Genomic DNA, 16616 nt, shown 5'->3' with positions numbered 1-16616 from the left:
ACAGGCCAAGACCGGCAGACGTGGAATCGCAAGCAAAGCGTAACCAATCCATCACCCCACGCCATCACGGACCATCCCGTACGGCTCGCACCCGTTACGGCGCCGTACGCCTGGCCCTGGCCCAGTCGACGGTGACCTTCAGCCCGGCGGCCAGGTCCGTTCCCGGCCGCCAGCCGAGGCCCTCGAACGCCGGGGTGGGGTCGACCGCCATCGCCGGCAGGTCACCGAGCCTGGCCGGCGCGCTGTCCGGCGCGTCGGGGGCCCCCGCCGCGGCGGCGACCAGGGAGTGCAGTGCCCGGTCCGTCGTCTCGACGCCCGTGCCCAGGTTGAACCTGCGGCCGTCGCCCTCCTGCCCGCAGGCCCGCGCGAAGCCGTCCACCACGTCGTCGACGAACACGTAGTCACGGGTCTGGGTGCCGTCGCCGTACACGACCGTGGGGGTGCCGTTGAGCAGGGCGTCGGTGAAGATGGCCACCACCCCCGCCTCCCCCTGCGGAGACTGGCGCGGGCCGTAGACGTTGGCGAGCACGAGCGTGGTGTACTCGATGCCGTACAACGCCCTGAAGGTCGCCAGGTAGGTCTCCGCGCTGAGCTTGGACGCCGCGTACGGCGAGCGCGGGTCGGTGGCCGCGTCCCCGGGCACCGGGATGACGGCGGGCCTGCCGTACACGGCGACGGAGGAGGCGAGGACGACCTTCCTGGTGCCACCTCGGTGGGCGGCGGTCAGCACCGAGGCGGTCCCCTCGACGTTCAGCCTGGCGTCGTGGACGGGGTCGGCCACGCTCTTGCGCACACTGATCTGCGCGGCCAGGTGACAGATCACCTCGGGCCTGACCTCGGCGGCCAGGCCGATCAGGGCCGGGTCGCGGATGTCCATCTCGTGCAGGGAGAAGCGCGGGCTCTCGGCCGCGGCGGCGAGGTTGCCCCGGTCTCCACCGGACAGGTCGTCGACCGCGGTGACCTCGTGGCCGTCGGCCAGCAGCCGGTCGACCAGGGTGGAACCGATGAACCCGGCCCCACCGGTGACGAGTATCCGCATGCCCAACCCCCAGGTCTCTCGTGTGGCACAGCCGTACGAGAGATCCTAAGAGGTCAGCCCCTCAGTTCGGAGCGGACCTGCTCGATCCGGCCGAGCACCTTGGCACGCAGGTCCTCGGAGGCCTTGTCACAGCCGCAGTGTTTGGCGATCAGCTGCTTGACCACCTGTTCGAGACCGTACTCCTCCAGGCAGGGACCGCACTCGTCCAGGTGCACGCGGATGTCGGCGCAGTTGCCCTCGTCCAGCTCGCCGTCGAGGTAGGTGTAGACCTTCTCCAGGACGTCCCGGCAGTCGGTGGCGTGGGGCTTTCCACAGCTCATGCGATCACCTCGCCACAGAAGTCGCCGTGCTCGCTCACTTCGCACCCTCCGCGGGGACCAGACCACGCTCACGGGCGTAGTCCTCAAGTTGCGTCCGCAGCTGACGCCTGCCACGGTGCAGCCTCGACATCACGGTCCCGATGGGCGTGCCCATGATGTCGGCGATTTCCTTGTAGGGGAAGCCCTCCACGTCGGCGAGGTAGACCGCGATGCGGAACTCCTCGGGCAGGGCGGCGAGCGCCTGCTTGACGTCACTGTCGGGGAGGTGTTCGAGCGCCTCGATCTCCGCCGACTTCAGGCCGCCGGAGGTGTGCGACTCGGCCCTGGCGAGCTGCCAGTCCTCGATCTCCTCGGCGCCCGACTGCTTGGGCTCCCGCTGCTTCTTGCGGTAGCTGTTGATGAAGGTGTTGGTCAGGATGCGGTACAGCCAGGCCTTGAGGTTCGTGCCTTCCTGGAACTGGTGGAAGGACGCGAAGGCCTTGGCGAAGGTCTCCTGAAGGAGGTCTTCGGCATCCGCCGGGTTCCGGGTCATCCGAAGGGCCGCGGAGTAAAGCTGGTCGAGATAGGGCATGACATCCCGTTCGAACCGCGCGCTCCGCTGCTCCAGAGTCTCCTCGTCTGTCGCAGGGACCGGACCCACCCCCTTAGTATCGCCGGAGTCCTGCTGACGCGGGACGCCGTACTGAGCGGAGAATACCCGCTCATCAGGGAATGACCGATCACCGGGGCGGACGACGGGTTCGATCAAGGCGAGCATCGGCTGGCCAACCTCCCGAAAGGATCTGTGTTGTCCGCTGCAACACCCCCGCCCGGCCATCTGTTCCCACAAGATAGAAGGTGACGAACACCCCGGTGTGGGGAAAACCATACGTACCGGTAGGTACTGGAGACCACCGGAAACCAGACGCCAGGAGCCGCTTGTGCTGCCCATCCCGGCCGAAGAGCTGAACGGCTCAGGAACGCTCGGGCCGTACTGGACCTTTTACCGAGCCGTAGCCGCCGAGCAACTGAGCCGCTGGCTGCCGGAGAGCCCCTCGACCGTCCTCGACCTGTCCGGGGGCAGGGGCCGCTGGTCCGCCCAGGCCGCCAGAGCCGGGCACCGGGTGCTGGAGGTCGTCGACTTCCGCAGGGCCGTCGAGGGACAGGCGCTGCACGACGCCTCGAAGGTCCGCCAGGTACGTGCCGACGACCTGCGCTTCCTGCCCGACGAGAGTATGGACGCCGTGCTCGCCGAGGAGCGCGCGATGTCGGTCGAGCTCATGGCCGAGTCCGCGATGGGCGACGTCGCCAGGGTGCTGCGCCCCGGCGGGCGGGCCCTGGTCTGCGTCGACTCCCTGGTGCTGGGGATGGCGATCCTCGCCGAGCAGAACTACTGGGCCCACCTGCGCCAGACGGACGAGGTCATGCTCGTGCCCTGGCCGGACGGCAGCATCACCCGCTGCTTCAGCAGCGGCCAGCTCCGCGAGCTGCTCACCGGCGCGGGGCTGGAGGTCGAGTGGATACGGCCCCGCACGGTGCTGTCCCCCTCGACGGTCGACCACGTCCTGGCCTCCGACTCCAGGGCGCTCACCTGGCTGGTCAACACCGAGCTTGAGGCGCACCCGGACGACGACGACACCGTCGGCATCCACCTGGTGGCCAGCGCCAGACGGGTGTGAGGAGCGTTCAGCGACGGCGTTCGCGCCGCGACTGACACCGGACACAGCGGGCGGCCTCGGGGCGCGCCTCAAGCCTGCCCTCCGGTACGGCCTGGCCGCAGTCGGCGCAACGACCGTAGACCCCCTCCTCCAGACGTCTGAGCGCGTCGGCGACCGCGCGACGCTGCACGGTCGCCGCCTCCAGCATGGCCAGGGTCCGGTCGGCGTCGGTCAGGACGGATCCGGCGTCCGCGAGGGAACGTTCCCATCCGGCCAGTGGGTCCCCTCGCAGAACCCCGATGGATCGGTCGAGCTCGGCGAGCATGCTCTCCAGGCGCATGCGCACGGTCGCGGCGTCCACGAATCCGCACCTCCGCAGGGTGGGGGCGGCCTGTGAAGGGATTTCCCCGACTTCTCCCGTCAGGCGGCAAGACGATGAGGTCTGTGGGCGAACGCCCCACCGATGGCGCCATGAGGCATCGCTCCCTCAGCGGATGCCCGCTACGGAGGGTTTCCACACCGTTTACCGAGAGGTTTCCTTTCCCGGCTCTTTCAGAACAACGCCTGACCGTCTCCTTGGTCCTCGGGGAGCGGCTCCACGAGTTCGGGACCGTTGTTGCGCACCGAGTTCACCGCGCTTGAGACGGGATAGGCCGTCAGCCCCGCCGAGGCGGCGGGCACCAGGAACTCCTCCGCCTCGGGGACGCCGGGGTCGAGCCACTGCGCCCAGCGGTCCCGCTCGATCAGCATCGGCATCCGCTCGTGGATGGCGCCCAGTTCGTCACGGGCCGTGGTGGTGACGACCGCGCAGGTCGTCAGCCAGGCGAGCGGATCGTCCTCGGCCCTGCCCTTGTCACGCCAGAACTCGTAGATCCCCGCCATCGCCATGACCTCGCCGTCGGCGGGGTGGATGAAATAGGGCTGCTTCTTCGGCCTCTTGGCTGTCCCGCCCTCCTCAAGCACCGCCCACTCGTAGTAGCCGTCCGCGGGCAGCAGGCACCTGCGCTGGGCGAACGCCCTGCGGAAGGACGGCTTCTCCGCGATCGTCTCCACCCGCGCGTTGATCATCTTCGAGCCGATCGACGGGTCCTTCGCCCAGGCCGGGACCAGTCCCCATTTGACGATCCGCAGCTGCCGTACCGCCCGGTCACCCGGACCCTCCTTGGGCACGCGGCTGAGGATCGCGTAGACCGGCTTGGTCGGCGCGACGTTGTAGTCCGGCCCCAGGTCCTCCTCCGCGGCGCCGTCCAGTTCGACCTCGAACTCCTCGAGCAGCTCCTGCTTCGGTCGCGTGGACGCGTATCTCCCGCACATATCCCCCACCTTGCCACGCCTTCGAAGGCGCGGGCCCCTCATCCCGGTAGGCTTTTGCCCATGTCCGCTCCGCTGTGGCCCGCACCTACCGCGACCTCTCCCGTCCACGCGACCGTCTCCCTTCCCGGGTCGAAGTCCGTGACCAACCGCGCGCTGCTGCTCGCCACGCTGGCAGAGGGCCCCGGCACCGTACGGCGGGCGCTGCGCAGCCGTGACTCCGACCTCATGGCCCAGGCCCTGCGGGCGCTCGGCGCCACGATGACCCCGTCCGGCGAGAGCGCCTCAAGCTCCGACTGGACCATCACCCCCGGTCCGGTCGTCGGCGGGGCGCACATCGAGGTGGGGCTGGCGGGCACGGTGATGCGGTTCGTGCCGCCGGTGGCCGCGCTGGCCGACGGTGAGGTCTCCTTCGACGGCGACCCGCACGCGCGCAAACGCCCCATGGGGGTGATCCTGGACGCGCTGCGCGCCCTCGGCGCCCAGGTGCGCGGCGACGCGCTGCCGTTCACCGTACGCGGCCCGCTGTCCGGCGGCGAGGTCACGCTCGACGCCTCCGGCTCCTCGCAGTTCCTCTCCGGCCTGCTGCTGACCGGTGCCCGCTTCGACAAGGGCGTCACCGTACGGCACCAGGGCCCGCCCATCCCCTCACAGCCGCACATCCTGATGACCGTCTCGATGCTGCGCGAGTACGGCGTCCACGTCGACGACTCCGAGCCCGACGTCTGGCGGGTCGAGCCCGGGCCGATCGCGGCCAGGGACTTCACCGTCGAACCCGACCTGTCGAACGCGGCGCCGTTCCTCGCCGCCGCGATGATCACGGGTGGCTCGGTCACCGTGCCGGACTGGCCGACGAACACGACACAGCCGGGCGACCAGCTCAGAAGCCTGCTGGCGGACATGGGCGCCTCGGTCGAGCACACTCCGCTCGGCCTGACGGTCACCGGCACCGGGAGCGTCCACGGCATCGAGGCCGACCTGCGTGACGTGGCCGAGCTGACCCCGACGATCGCCGCGCTGGCCGCGCTGGCCGACTCGCCCAGCCGCATCGGCGGCGTCGCCCACATCCGCGGACACGAGACCGACCGCCTGGCCGCCCTGGTCGCGGAGATCAACGGACTCGGCGGCGACGCGAACGAGACGGCGGACGGCCTGGAGATCAGGCCGCGTCCGCTCAGAGGCGGCGTCTTCCACTCCTACGCCGACCACAGGATGGCGACCGCGGGCGCGGTGATCGGCCTGGCGGTGCCCGGTGTCGAGGTCGAGGACATCGCGACCACCGGCAAGACCCTGCCCGAGTTCGCCTCCATGTGGGCGGACATGCTGCGGGAGACGCGTTGAGGACCAGGTTCCGGGTCTTCGGGGTCATGGACGGATCGAGGCGGCGAAACTGAGAAAACGGGAGTACGACGAGGACGACGTCAGGATCCGGCCGGGGAAGGGCTCCCGGCCCCGGACGCGGATTCGTCCTGCGCACGAGGACGCGGTCGAGGGCTTCGTGGTCGCGGTCGACCGCGGCCGATACACCTGCCTGGTCGAGCCGCCGAAGAAGGACAGCCGGATCGTCGTCGCCATGAAGGCCAGAGAGCTGGGCCGCAAGGGCATCGTGGTCGGTGACCGGGTCGCCCTGGTCGGGGACGTCTCCGGCGACTCCGACACGCTGGCCCGGGTCGTCCGCGTCGAGCCCCGCAGCTCCATGCTCCGCCGTTCCGCGGACGACACCGACAACACCGACGGCATCGAGCGTCCCGTGGTCGCCAACGCCGACCAGCTCGTGATCGTGACGGCCCTGGCGGACCCGCCGCCCCGGCCCCGCATGATCGACCGGATGCTGGTCGCGGCGTTCGACGCCGACATCGAGCCGATGCTGTGCCTCACCAAGGCCGACCTGTCCTCACCGGAGGATCTGGTCTCCCTCTACGCCCCGCTGGGCGTGCCGTACGTGGTGCTGCACAAGGGCGGTCCTCTCGACGAGATCAGGCATCGCCTCCTCGACCGGGTCAGCGTGCTGGTCGGCCATTCGGGCGTGGGCAAGTCGACCCTGGTCAACGCCCTGGTCCCGGACGCCAACCGGGCCGTCTCCCACGTCAACGCGGTGACCGGCCGGGGCCGCCACACCTCGACCTCGGCCGTCGCCCTTGAGCTCCCCGAGGGCGGGTGGATCATCGACACGCCCGGCGTGCGCAGCTTCGGGCTGGCGCACGTGTCCGTCGAGACCGTCCTGGCGGGCTTCCCCGACCTGGTCGAGGGCACCGTCGAGTGCCCGAAGGGCTGCAGTCACCTGGGCGAGGAGTGCGCCCTCGACGCCTGGGTCGAGGCGGGCCACGCCGACCCCGCCCGGCTCGTCTCGCTGCGCCGCCTGCTCGCCAGCCGCGAGGGCGCCGCCGACGACGACTGATCCCGTACGGCTCAGCGGTTGGGACGCAGGGTCCAGGTGACGGTCACCTCGCAGACCGGCGTGCCGTCGGCCGTGCCGACGGTGACCGCGACCTCGAACTCAGGGCGCTCCCCCGCGTCCAACCTGGCCACGACCTCCTCCCTGGAGGCCGAAAGGCGCGCCTCGGCGACGACCTCGCCCATCGCCAGCTTCACGTAGCGGACCGCGGCGCCGACGGCCAGCGGGGTGGCCCGGGTCAACTGGTCGCCGAAGGCCGACAGCATCGCGGCGCCGGAGGCGGACTCGGCGAGGGTGAACAGCGCTCCCGCGTGCGGGCCGCCCACGTGGTTGCGCAGGTCGGGACGGTCGGGCATCCGCGCGACCGCGATTCCGTGCCCGACCCTGTCGAAGGTGATGTCCAGCGTCCGTGCGAACGGAACGCTCTGCAGCATGAAGGCACCCACGTCGAACGTCATGACCGCATGCTACTCGCGGGTAACACCCGATGTTCCCGACCATTCGCATGACGCGCCGCAATCCCCCCGCATCTTCCTCCACCTCCTATAACCGACCGGCGACGCGATAGCGTGGCCCAACGTGACGGACTACAACGACGACCTACGCCTGGCACACGTCCTGGCCGACGCCGCCGACGACCTGACCATGCGCCGCTTCAAGGCCGTGGATCTGAAGGTCGAGACCAAGCCGGACCTCACACCGGTGAGCGACGCCGACCGGGCGGTCGAGGAGGTCATCCGCAACACACTCGGCCGGGCCCGCCCGCGTGACGCGGTGATCGGTGAGGAGTTCGGCAGCACCGGGAACGGCTCCCGTTCCTGGATCGTCGACCCGATCGACGGCACCAAGAACTACGTGCGGGGCGTCCCCATCTGGGCCACGCTCATCGCCCTGATGGACCAGGGCAGGGTCGTCGTCGGACTGGTCTCCGCCCCCGCGCTCGGCCGGCGCTGGTGGGCCGCCCACGGCAGCGGCGCCTGGACGGGCAAGAGCCTCACCAAGGCCACCCGTTGCCAGGTCTCCTCGGTCTCCCGTCTCGACGACGCCTCCTTCTCCTACTCCAGCTTCGGCGGGTGGGAGGAGGCGGGCAGACTCCCCGAGTTCCTCGACCTGAACAGGGCGGTCTGGCGCAGCCGCGCCTACGGCGACTTCTGGTCACACATGCTGGTCGCCGAGGGGGCGGTCGACCTGTCCGCCGAGCCGGAACTGTCCCCCTGGGACATCGCGGCGCTGACGGTGATCGTCGAGGAGGCCGGCGGCATCTGGACGGACCTGTCCGGAGCCTCCGGCCTGGACGGCGGCAGCCTGGTGTGCAGCAACGGCCTCCTGCACGCCGAGGCCCTCAAGCGCCTCGGCGGCGGCCCGCTCACCCTGCCCATGTGACGCCGCCTGCGGGGTTTCGGCCCCGCAGGCCAAGCCATTCGAAGAGACCGTTTCCAGGCCCCCGGTGAACCCACCCGGTACGGCCGGGCGCCCCGGCATTCGCTCGATGATCACCGGCCGTTCACCTGATGGGCCGTTCGATCGTTCACGACCTCCCGGGAACCGTTCAATCCGGTTAGGCCCTGTCTGGGCAGTTCAGCACCCCCATATCCTGGTGTCCGGCGGGTATGCCACCGGCAACCGCACCCGGAGAGCGCTCCAAGTCCGGCCCAAGGGATCGCCACGACAGCGACCGGATGCATTCATTTTGCGTTCATCTTTCTACCGGTTTTGAGTCACCTTGCCTCCCTACTCTCCTGAACGTTGAAGGACTTAGTGGGAGGAACCCAACCGTGAAGTATGCAGGCCGGCTCGCCGCGGTCACCCTTGTTGGCGCGCTCTCGCTCGCTGCGTGCGGCACCGATAACAACGGCGGCTCCGCCAACGGCTCCACACCGGCCACCGACGCCTCGTCGGCCGGATCGGGCTCCGGCGGCCTCAGCGGCACGATCAACGCCGCCGGCTCCTCGGCCCAGGCCAACGCCATCGACGAGTGGAAGAAGAACTTCCAGCAGGCGAACTCGGGGGTCAGCCTCAACTACCAGCCCAGCGGCTCCGGCGCCGGCATCCAGGCCTTCATCCAGGGCACGGTCTCGTTCGCGGGTTCCGACTCGGCCCTCAAGGACGACAAGGGCGAGCCCGCCCAGGCCGACGCCCGTTGCAAGACCGGCAAGGCGATCAACCTCCCCATGGTGATCGGCCCCGTGGCCGTGGTCTACAACCTGCCCGGTGTGGACAACCTGCAGCTCTCGCCCAAGACCATCGGTGACATCTTCAACAGCAAGATCACCAAGTGGGACGACGAGGCGATCAAGAAGGACAACCCCGACGCCAAGCTCCCCTCGACGGCGATCCAGGCCTTCCACCGCTCGGAGGAGTCGGGCACCAGCGACAACTTCACCAAGTTCCTGTCCAAGACCGCCGACTGGCCGTACGAGCCCGCCAAGGCGTGGCCCGCCGAGGCCAAGGGCCAGGGCGCCAAGGGCTCCGACGGCATCGCGCAGGCGGTCAAGACCGGTGTCGGCGCGATCAGCTACGTCGAGCTCTCCTTCGCCGAGAACTCCGGCCTGTCCAAGGCCAAGGTCGCCAACGGCTCCGGCGAGTTCGTCGAGCTGACCCCGGAGAGCGCGGGCAAGACGGTCGAGGCCGCCGAGATCACCGGCCAGGGCAACGACCTGAAGCTGAGCATCGACTACGCGACCAAGGCCGCAGGCGCCTACCCGATCGTCCTGGTGACCTACGAGATCACCTGCGAGAAGGGTCTCCCCGAGGACCAGTCCAAGCTCGTCAAGGCCTTCCTGACCTACACCGCCAGCGACGAGGGCCAGCAGGCGCTGACCAACCTCGGCTACGCCCCGCTGCCTGCGACGCTGGTCGCCAAGGTCCGCACCGCCGTCGAGGCGATCTCCTAAGTTGATGGCCACGTCACTTCGTACTCGCGACGGCGGGCCGGCCACCGGCCGGCCCGCCTCGCGGCGCAGCCGAGGTGAGACCCCCTTCCGATACGCCTCGACGGGTGCCGGAATCCTCCTGCTGGCGATCATGGCGGCCATCGCCGTCTTCCTGATCGTCGAGGCGGTTCCCGCCCTCCAGGCCAACCAAGGAAGCTTCCTGGGGACCCTCACCTGGACGCCGAACAACACCGAGCCGTCCTTCGGTATCGCGGCCCTGGCGTTCGGCACCCTGCTCAGCTCGCTCCTCGCCCTGGTCATGGCCGTGCCCGTGGCCGTCGGGGTCGCGCTGTTCATCTCCCACTACGCTCCCCGCCGTCTGGCCGGCGTCCTGGGCTACGTCATCGACCTGCTCGCCGCCGTACCCAGCGTCATCTACGGCCTGTGGGGCGTCATCTTCCTCGTCCCGCTCGTCCAGGGGCCCTACGAGTTCATCAACGAGTACCTCGGGTTCATCCCGCTGTTCGGCGGCGAATCGGTCGGCGGCCACTCGATCATGACCGCCTCGATCATCCTTGCGATCATGATTCTGCCGATCATCGCGGCGATCTCCCGGGAGGTCTTCCTCCAGGTGCCGCGGATGCACGAGGAGGCGGCGCTGGCCCTCGGCGCGACCCGCTGGGAGGTCGTCAAGACCGCGGTGCTGCCCTTCGGACGACCCGGCGTCATCAGCGCCTCCATGCTCGGCCTCGGCCGCGCCATGGGCGAGACCATCGCCGTCGCCCTCATCTTCCCCGCGACGTTCGGCATCAACTTCCACATCCTCGCTCCCGAGGGCAACAGCATCGCCGCCAACATCGCCAACGGGTTCGCCGAGGCGGGTCCGGTCGGCCGTGGCGCGCTGATCGCCTCCGGTCTGGTGCTGTTCATCATCACGCTGCTGGTCAACACGGCGGCACGCCTGATCGTCGCCCGCCGCAAGGAGTTCTCCGGAGCAGCCGCATGACCGCGATCCAGCACGCGCCCGCGATCCGGCGCATCTCCGCAGGCAGACGCGCCAAGGACAAGATCGTCCATGGGCTCGTCTACCTGTCGTTCGCCATCGCCGTCGTACCGCTGCTCTCCGTCCTCTGGCTGGTGCTCAGCAACGGCTTCGCCAGGCTCAACATGGAGTTCCTGACCCACTCGATGCGCAACGTCGGGGCCAGGGACGCGGGCGGCGGCGCCTACCACGCCATCATCGGCACCCTTGAGCAGGTCCTGCTGGCGTCGGTCATCTCGATCCCCATCGGCCTGCTCACCGCGATCTACCTCGTCGAGTACGGCAGAGGCGGACGGCTGAGCCGGGCGATCAGCTTCTTCGTCGACGTCATGACCGGCATCCCCTCCGTGGTCTCCGGCCTGTTCATCCTGGCCTTCTGGATCCTGGCCCTGGGGATGCCCTTCTCCGGTTTCGCGGGCGCCCTCGCCCTGTCGATCCTGATGATGCCGACCGTGGTGCGCTCCGCCGAGGAGATGCTCCTGCTGGTCCCCAACGACCTGCGCGAGGCCTCGTACGCGCTGGGCGTGCCCAAGTGGCGGACGATCGTCAAGGTCGTCCTGCCGACCGCGTTCACCGGCATCGTGACCGGCGTCATGCTGGCCATCGCCCGTGTCGCGGGTGAGACGGCGCCTCTGCTGCTCACCGTCTTCTTCACCGACTCCATCAACACCGACCCCTTCAACGGGCCGCAGATGGGGTTGCCGCTCTATGTGTTCGACCAATCGGCCCGTCCCACCGACGTCGCCATTGACCGGGCGTGGGCCGGAGCGCTCACGCTCATTCTGATCGTCATGCTGCTCAACCTGGTGGCGCGCCTCATCGGCTGGTGGCGCTCGCCCGCCAGACGATAGGAAGGAGGAACGTCGCAGATGAGCCAGCAGATCCAGGTTTCAAGCCTCGACGCGTACTACGGAAAGCACAAGGCGATCGAGGACATCTCGATGACGATCGAGCCTCAGTCGATCACCGCCTTCATCGGCCCCTCCGGATGTGGCAAGTCCACCTTCCTGCGGACGCTGAACCGCATGCACGAGGTCATCCCCGGCGCTCGCGTCGACGGCAAGGTCCTGCTCGACGGCGAGGACCTCTACGCCCCCGACGTCGAGCCTGTCTCGGTGCGCCGCATGATCGGCATGGTCTTCCAGCGCCCCAACCCGTTCCCCACGATGTCGATCTACGAGAACGTGGCGGCCGGCCTCAAGCTCAACGGCGGATACGCCAAGTCCGAGATGGACGGCATCGTCGAGACCTCGCTGAAGGGATCGAACCTCTGGAACGAGGTCAAGGACCGTCTGAACAAGCCGGGAGCGGGCCTGTCCGGCGGTCAGCAGCAACGCCTGTGCATCGCCAGGGCCATCGCGGTCAAGCCCGAGGTCCTGCTGATGGACGAGCCCTGCTCCGCCCTCGACCCGATCTCCACCCTGGCGATCGAGGACCTGATGTCCGAGCTGAAGAGCCAGTTCACGATCATCATCGTGACGCACAACATGCAGCAGGCCGCCCGGGTCAGCGACCGTACCGCGTTCTTCAACCTCGCAGGTCAGGGCCAGCCTGGCCGAGTGATCGAGATGGACGACACGTCCCGCATCTTCACCAACCCCAGCCAGAAAGCGACCGAGGACTACATCACCGGCCGCTTCGGATAAACCAACCCCATAAGGAGGACCCGGGTGATCCAGCCGCAGACGGCACCCGAGGTGAGCGGGGACACCCGGACAGCGCCCCTGCTGCTGGTGGCGGATCCGGAATCGGCTCTGGTCCAGGGTCTGGCCAACGCCCTCGAACGCGAGGGAATCGAGGTCATGGGCGTCGCCGACGGCGCCCAGGCCCTGTTGCAGGCCGGGGCGCTCCAACCCGACGTGGTACTCGTCAGCGCCTCACTGCCGGTCATCGGCGCGGTGGAGTTCATCCGCGCGGTACGGCTGACGCGGGCGGTACCCGTCCTGCTGGGCGTGGGAGACAACCACGCCGAACAGGCCGTCCAGGCACTCTCGGCCGGCGCCACCGCCTGTGTGGCCCGGCCGTACCGCGTGCCTGAACTCCTTCCTCTGGTACAGGCCGCCTTCTCCGGAGAGTCTGGCATGCGCCGTACGCTTGTGGTGGGCAACGTGGAACTCGACGTCAACGCCTACCAGGTCAAGGTCAGCGGGCGGACCGTCCATCTGCCCCTGCGGGAGTTCGAACTGCTGCACTACCTGATGCGCAACGCGCATCGCACGGTGACCCGGGAGCAGATAATGCGCCACGTCTGGAACTCCACGGACACCACCTCGACCAACACCATCGCGGTGCACGTCAAACGACTGCGGGCCCGCCTCGGCGACACCGACGACCAGCTGATCCAGACCGTCAGGGGCGTCGGTTACCGGCTGGTCGACAAGGCCGCCTGATCCTCGGCGCCGGTCGGTGGACGACCGGCGCCGTTCGCGCACTCTCCACCGCGGAAGGCCGCCAGCACACGCCTGGCCGTCCCCTCGGCCACCGCGATACCCGCGTCCTTACTCGGCCCGTCCTCGGTGAGTACGGCGACGGCGTAGTCATGACCGGGCTCCCGGATCAGGCCGACACTGGCGACGGCCCAGAGCCTGTTGGCCACGTGGTGCAGCCAGCCGTTCTTCAACGCGACCCGGCCTCCGTCGCAGACCGCGGCGCTGATTCCCCACGCCTGCCTGGCGACCACCTTTCGCATCAGCCCGAGCACCTGTTCACGGTCCCCTTCCGGCAGCAGGTCCCGGTGCCCGGCCAGGATCCCGACAAGCCTGACCTGGTCCTCCGCGACCGTCTGCGTGATGCCCCAGCAGTACAGCCCCGCGCACCGGCCCGGTGGAGCGTAGGTGGCGCCGAGCCCGAACCTCCGGTTCGCCCGCGCCAGACCGTCCTGCAGTCCGATGCGCTCGTAGAGCCGGTCGGCCGCCGCGTTGTCGCTGATGCGGATCATCCTCTCCGCGTCCCGCCTGGTCCGCGTGTCCAGCTCGCGCCAGGGCGTGTCGAGCAGCAGCGCCATCAGGATGTCGACCTTCGAGACGCTGGCGGTCGGCAACCGCAGATCACCGTGGTAGACGTACGAGCGGCCGGTGCTGAGATCGCGCGCCGCGGCGGCGACCCGGACGCCACGCCCCGAAAGGAACCGGTCGAGCTTCCGGGTGAGCCTTGAGGCGACGACCTTCGGCGAGGCCACCGTCCTCCTCGGCTCCTCCTTCGGCGCCTCCCCCGAAGGCGCCGGTTCCTCCGCCGGAACGGGCGACCGCGACATGGGAAAGGCCTTGGCGGACGTCACGCCCACGGGCGCGCACCCCCATGTCAGCCCGGTTGTCAGCACGGCGACCGTCACGGCGGCTCGGCGTGTCATCCTCGTCGTCAGATCGGGGCTTCCCCAGTCCATGATCGAGGTCTATCCCACCGGACGAGGACGGAAGCCGGCGCGGGCAAACCCAGCCCGAAGAGTGGACAAGTCCTTGATCAGCGAGCGGGCCCGGCCTCCAGCCCTTCCGTCTTCAGACGGCGGCCTACGGTGAGGATCGCCGCCTGAGAGGCCGTCCCTCAGCGGGCGTCGGCTACCAGCCTGGCGATGGACTCGTCGTCACATGTGGCCCAGAATTCTCCGACCACGTCCTCAAGGTGGTCCAGAGAGTCAGCCCGGAAGAGAACATCCTGATATTTCGTGATGTCGTACTGAGTGGTGCCCATACGGGCGACGTCCAACGGCCGGATGTCCATCCCGCGGAACTCCTCGATCTCCCCGTAGGAGGACAGGATGCCCGCGCCGTACGCCCGTAGCTCACCCTGGTCGGTCATCACGCCGAACTCCAGGGTGAACCAGAAGACCTTCGAGATGAACTCCAGCGCCGCGTCGCTCTCGACTCGACGCGCCGCGCCACCCGCCAGGCGGTACAGCCTCGCGTAACGGTCGGAGGCCAGCGAGTTGGCGTGTCCGATCACCTCGTGGATCACGTCAGGTTCCGGCGTGTAGAGCGGTGTCGAGTGGTGCCTGATGTACTGCGTCGAGTGGAAGAACCCCTCGGCCAGCACACCGTAGAACTCACGCAGCGGCACCAACCCCGCGGCGGGGATGTAACGGAAGCCGGTGAGCGGATACAGCAGCTCGCTGACCTCCTGGAGCTGCGGAATCCTCTCGCGGGGCAGACCGAGCCTCTCGACGGCGTTCAGATACTCCGCCGTGGCGTACACGCGGTGCTTGGTCGCCAGCTCACGGCTGACCAGCGTCCACACCTCGTGCTCCTGCGGGGTGTACTCGGCCGTCGGAATGGGCGTACCCGGCACGTAGTCGACCGCCAGCGCCGCGATGGCGTTGCGCCGAGCACGATAGACGGGGTCGGCGAACCCGGGGTGACTGGCGGCCAGCTCGACCTCCACCGTGCCGTCGTCACGGGTCGCCACCGGTGCGAAGTACTGTGCTTCTTCGAACATACATAAAATGACAGCAATCCCAAGAAACGTTGGCAAGAGAGAGCAGTTTTACTACTCGATCCGCGCAAGATCGCATGGTCAGACCTACCTATGGCTGGTCATATCGCCTAGTCTGATGCGGTGTCCATAGACGACCTTGACAGTCGCCTCCTGGTGACGATGCGAGCCAACCCCCGGATAGGCCTCACCGAGCTGGCCCGCCTGCTCGGTGTCGCCAGAGGCACGGTCCAAGCCCGCGTCGAGAAACTCATCAACCGCGGTGTGATCGCCGACTTCGGCCCAACCGTCACCCCCGAGGGAGTGGGCTACCCCATCCTGGCCTTCGTCTCCCTGCAGATCGCCCAGGGACGGCTGGCCGAGGCCGTAGAGGCCCTACGCCCCCTCCCAGAGATCCTTGAGGTGTACGGCACCAGCGGCCAGGCCGACCTGCTCTGCCGCGTCGTCGCGCGGAGCACACCCGACCTCCAGGAGATCATCGCCCGGATTCTGGCCTCGCCGGCAGTGCAACGCACCGACACGACGATCGCCCTGTCCGTCCAGGTCCCCTACCGAATCGAGCCGCTGCTCCACACCGCGCCGAACAACTGATCACCGGACCACTGCCTTTCACGAAGGCCATGATCGCCCCGCTGTTGAGGCCGTCAGGCGAGTATCGCCCCTTCGACCGCACCCAACCCACCGTCACCCACTGTCCCCAAAATCTTGACTCCCTTCGCACCCAACCCACCCCCCAAGGCCTTGGCTCCCCTCCCCCTACCTCACGGCCCTGTGGTCCCTTCACCACGCCTTCAGAGAAGGTACGGCTCGCTCCCGACACGATGCCGGGACCGTGGGGACCGTCGGACACCGGCCGCCGGAGGAGCGGCCCTTCGGCCTTCTCCGGCCCCCGACCCGGGACCTCATCGTTCGCAGCCAGGGCCGTCCACGACCAGGGCGAACAGGATCAACCTGACCACCCCGTGGACCCCCGCCGGCAGACAACACCGCCCCCGAGGCCGCTGCTGAAGGCCGCTTCTGAACCAGAAAAGAAACAGCCCCGACCGCGAAGCCACCCCGCAGCAGAGAAAGGGGCAGCCTCGCCGCCCCTCACGCCACCTTTCCAGGCCGGGCACAAACAAAAAAAAGGGGGCAGCCGCCAGCTACCCCCAACCCCAAACGCGCCCAACACCCCGCCTGGAACGCAACCCCACCCACCACAACACCCCCTGGAAGACCGGATGAAACTGACCGGACGAGCGGAGCGGTAACCCGTCCTGTCCAGCGAACCCCACACCCTCCCACCCCGCTCCTGAAACAAAAAAGGGGGCGGCTTTCGCCACCCCTAACCCCCCCAGACACCCCGCCCGGAACGCGACCCCACCCACAACCAGGGCACACCCCCAACAGCCAAACACAAACAAAAAACAGGGGGCGGCCCACAACCACCCCCACCTACGCACGCACCCCTGAAAAACAAAAAAAAAGGGGGGCCACCCAAAAGGATGACCCCCCACAAAAAATTGTCCGGCGGCGACCTACTCTCCCACACCGTCCCCGGTGCAGTACCATCGGCGCTGAAGAGCTTAACTTCC

18 protein-coding genes are annotated in these 16616 nt (G+C 68.6%); 10 read left to right on the top strand and 8 right to left on the bottom strand.

The genetic code is table 11. From position 1 onward, the window contains the following. Nucleotides 1-94: 94 nt before the first annotated feature. Genes ABZ463_RS27460 through ABZ463_RS27450 form a run of 3 tightly spaced genes read right to left on the bottom strand, consistent with a single transcriptional unit; the run spans nucleotide 95 to nucleotide 1999 of the window. Complete coding sequence (locus ABZ463_RS27460; protein ID WP_352015091.1) at nucleotides 95-1039, bottom strand: NAD-dependent epimerase/dehydratase family protein; 945 nt, start codon at nucleotides 1037-1039, stop codon at nucleotides 95-97. Between the two features lie 53 nt (nucleotides 1040-1092). After that, complete coding sequence (gene rsrA / locus ABZ463_RS27455; protein ID WP_362780414.1) at nucleotides 1093-1359, bottom strand: mycothiol system anti-sigma-R factor; 267 nt, start codon at nucleotides 1357-1359, stop codon at nucleotides 1093-1095. Between the two features lie 34 nt (nucleotides 1360-1393). Continuing rightward, complete coding sequence (locus tag ABZ463_RS27450) at nucleotides 1394-1999, bottom strand: sigma-70 family RNA polymerase sigma factor (protein ID WP_184720417.1); 606 nt, start codon at nucleotides 1997-1999, stop codon at nucleotides 1394-1396. Nucleotides 2000-2279: 280 nt separating this feature from the next. On the opposite strand from ABZ463_RS27450, the gene ABZ463_RS27445 reads away from it, so the two are divergent. Then, complete coding sequence (locus ABZ463_RS27445) at nucleotides 2280-3017, top strand: methyltransferase domain-containing protein (protein WP_352015089.1); 738 nt, start codon at nucleotides 2280-2282, stop codon at nucleotides 3015-3017. 7 nt (nucleotides 3018-3024) lie between these two features. Here ABZ463_RS27445 and ABZ463_RS27440 read toward each other — a convergent pair whose 3' ends face one another. Continuing rightward, nucleotides 3025-3357, bottom strand: a complete 333-nt coding sequence (locus ABZ463_RS27440) for a TraR/DksA C4-type zinc finger protein (protein WP_352015088.1) — start codon at nucleotides 3355-3357, stop codon at nucleotides 3025-3027. Nucleotides 3358-3548: 191 nt separating this feature from the next. After that, nucleotides 3549-4310, bottom strand: a complete 762-nt coding sequence (locus ABZ463_RS27435) for an SOS response-associated peptidase (RefSeq protein ID WP_362780411.1) — start codon at nucleotides 4308-4310, stop codon at nucleotides 3549-3551. Nucleotides 4311-4370: 60 nt separating this feature from the next. Here ABZ463_RS27435 and aroA point away from each other — a divergent pair, with 60 nt between their 5' ends. Both aroA and rsgA read left to right on the top strand, forming a co-directional pair. Continuing rightward, nucleotides 4371-5648 carry a 3-phosphoshikimate 1-carboxyvinyltransferase gene (gene aroA, locus ABZ463_RS27430; RefSeq protein WP_352015086.1) on the top strand — a complete coding sequence of 426 codons (1278 nt, stop codon included), beginning with the start codon at nucleotides 4371-4373 and terminating at the stop codon, nucleotides 5646-5648. A 49-nt stretch (nucleotides 5649-5697) separates the two neighbouring features. Continuing rightward, the gene (rsgA, locus tag ABZ463_RS27425) at nucleotides 5698-6705 is read left to right on the top strand and encodes a ribosome small subunit-dependent GTPase A (RefSeq protein WP_352015206.1); all 1008 of its coding nucleotides are present in this window, start codon (nucleotides 5698-5700) and stop codon (nucleotides 6703-6705) included. Nucleotides 6706-6716: 11 nt separating this feature from the next. Here the strand turns inward: rsgA and ABZ463_RS27420 are convergent, their stop codons facing one another. After that, nucleotides 6717-7160: a DUF4442 domain-containing protein gene (locus tag ABZ463_RS27420; protein WP_352015085.1), complete on the bottom strand. Its 444-nt coding sequence runs from the start codon at nucleotides 7158-7160 to the stop codon at nucleotides 6717-6719. Nucleotides 7161-7281: 121 nt separating this feature from the next. On the opposite strand from ABZ463_RS27420, the gene hisN reads away from it, so the two are divergent. From hisN to ABZ463_RS27390, 6 genes are all read left to right on the top strand, one after another. Beyond that, a complete protein-coding gene (gene hisN, locus ABZ463_RS27415) occupies nucleotides 7282-8085 on the top strand; it encodes a histidinol-phosphatase (protein WP_362780407.1) in 804 nt (267 codons plus the stop codon). A gap of 392 nt (nucleotides 8086-8477) precedes the next feature. Beyond that, nucleotides 8478-9596 (top strand): phosphate ABC transporter substrate-binding protein PstS, encoded by a 1119-nt coding sequence (gene pstS, locus ABZ463_RS27410; protein ID WP_352015083.1) that lies wholly within the window; start codon nucleotides 8478-8480, stop codon nucleotides 9594-9596. A gap of 4 nt (nucleotides 9597-9600) precedes the next feature. Then, the gene (gene pstC / locus ABZ463_RS27405; protein ID WP_352015082.1) at nucleotides 9601-10581 is read left to right on the top strand and encodes a phosphate ABC transporter permease subunit PstC; all 981 of its coding nucleotides are present in this window, start codon (nucleotides 9601-9603) and stop codon (nucleotides 10579-10581) included. Then, nucleotides 10578-11468, top strand: a complete 891-nt coding sequence (pstA, locus tag ABZ463_RS27400; protein ID WP_352015081.1) for a phosphate ABC transporter permease PstA — start codon at nucleotides 10578-10580, stop codon at nucleotides 11466-11468. The genes pstC and pstA overlap by 4 nt, the downstream gene beginning before the upstream one ends. Before the next feature lie 18 nt (nucleotides 11469-11486). Continuing rightward, nucleotides 11487-12263 carry a phosphate ABC transporter ATP-binding protein PstB gene (gene pstB / locus ABZ463_RS27395; protein ID WP_352015080.1) on the top strand — a complete coding sequence of 259 codons (777 nt, stop codon included), beginning with the start codon at nucleotides 11487-11489 and terminating at the stop codon, nucleotides 12261-12263. 24 nt (nucleotides 12264-12287) lie between these two features. Next, nucleotides 12288-13007 carry a response regulator transcription factor gene (locus tag ABZ463_RS27390; protein ID WP_352015079.1) on the top strand — a complete coding sequence of 240 codons (720 nt, stop codon included), beginning with the start codon at nucleotides 12288-12290 and terminating at the stop codon, nucleotides 13005-13007. Here the strand turns inward: ABZ463_RS27390 and ABZ463_RS27385 are convergent. Together ABZ463_RS27385 and ABZ463_RS27380 are read right to left on the bottom strand one after the other, a co-directional pair. Continuing rightward, nucleotides 12980-13795, bottom strand: coding sequence for a serine hydrolase (locus tag ABZ463_RS27385; RefSeq protein WP_362780402.1), 816 nt, complete (start codon nucleotides 13793-13795; stop codon nucleotides 12980-12982). The two genes, ABZ463_RS27390 and ABZ463_RS27385, sit on opposite strands and share 28 nt — an antisense overlap. 362 nt (nucleotides 13796-14157) lie before the next feature. Beyond that, the gene (locus tag ABZ463_RS27380) at nucleotides 14158-15045 is read right to left on the bottom strand and encodes a phenylalanine 4-monooxygenase (RefSeq protein ID WP_352015077.1); all 888 of its coding nucleotides are present in this window, start codon (nucleotides 15043-15045) and stop codon (nucleotides 14158-14160) included. 120 nt (nucleotides 15046-15165) lie between these two features. Here ABZ463_RS27380 and ABZ463_RS27375 point away from each other — a divergent pair, with 120 nt between their 5' ends. After that, complete coding sequence (locus tag ABZ463_RS27375) at nucleotides 15166-15633, top strand: Lrp/AsnC family transcriptional regulator (protein ID WP_352015076.1); 468 nt, start codon at nucleotides 15166-15168, stop codon at nucleotides 15631-15633. Nucleotides 15634-16616: the final 983 nt, after the last annotated feature.

It is taken from the genome of Streptosporangium sp. NPDC020145, assembly GCF_040631275.1.
Lineage (GTDB): Bacteria > Actinomycetota > Actinomycetes > Streptosporangiales > Streptosporangiaceae > Streptosporangium.
The sequence above is the reverse complement of the archived record's forward strand: the minus strand, read 5'-3'. Positions and strand labels throughout refer to the sequence as shown.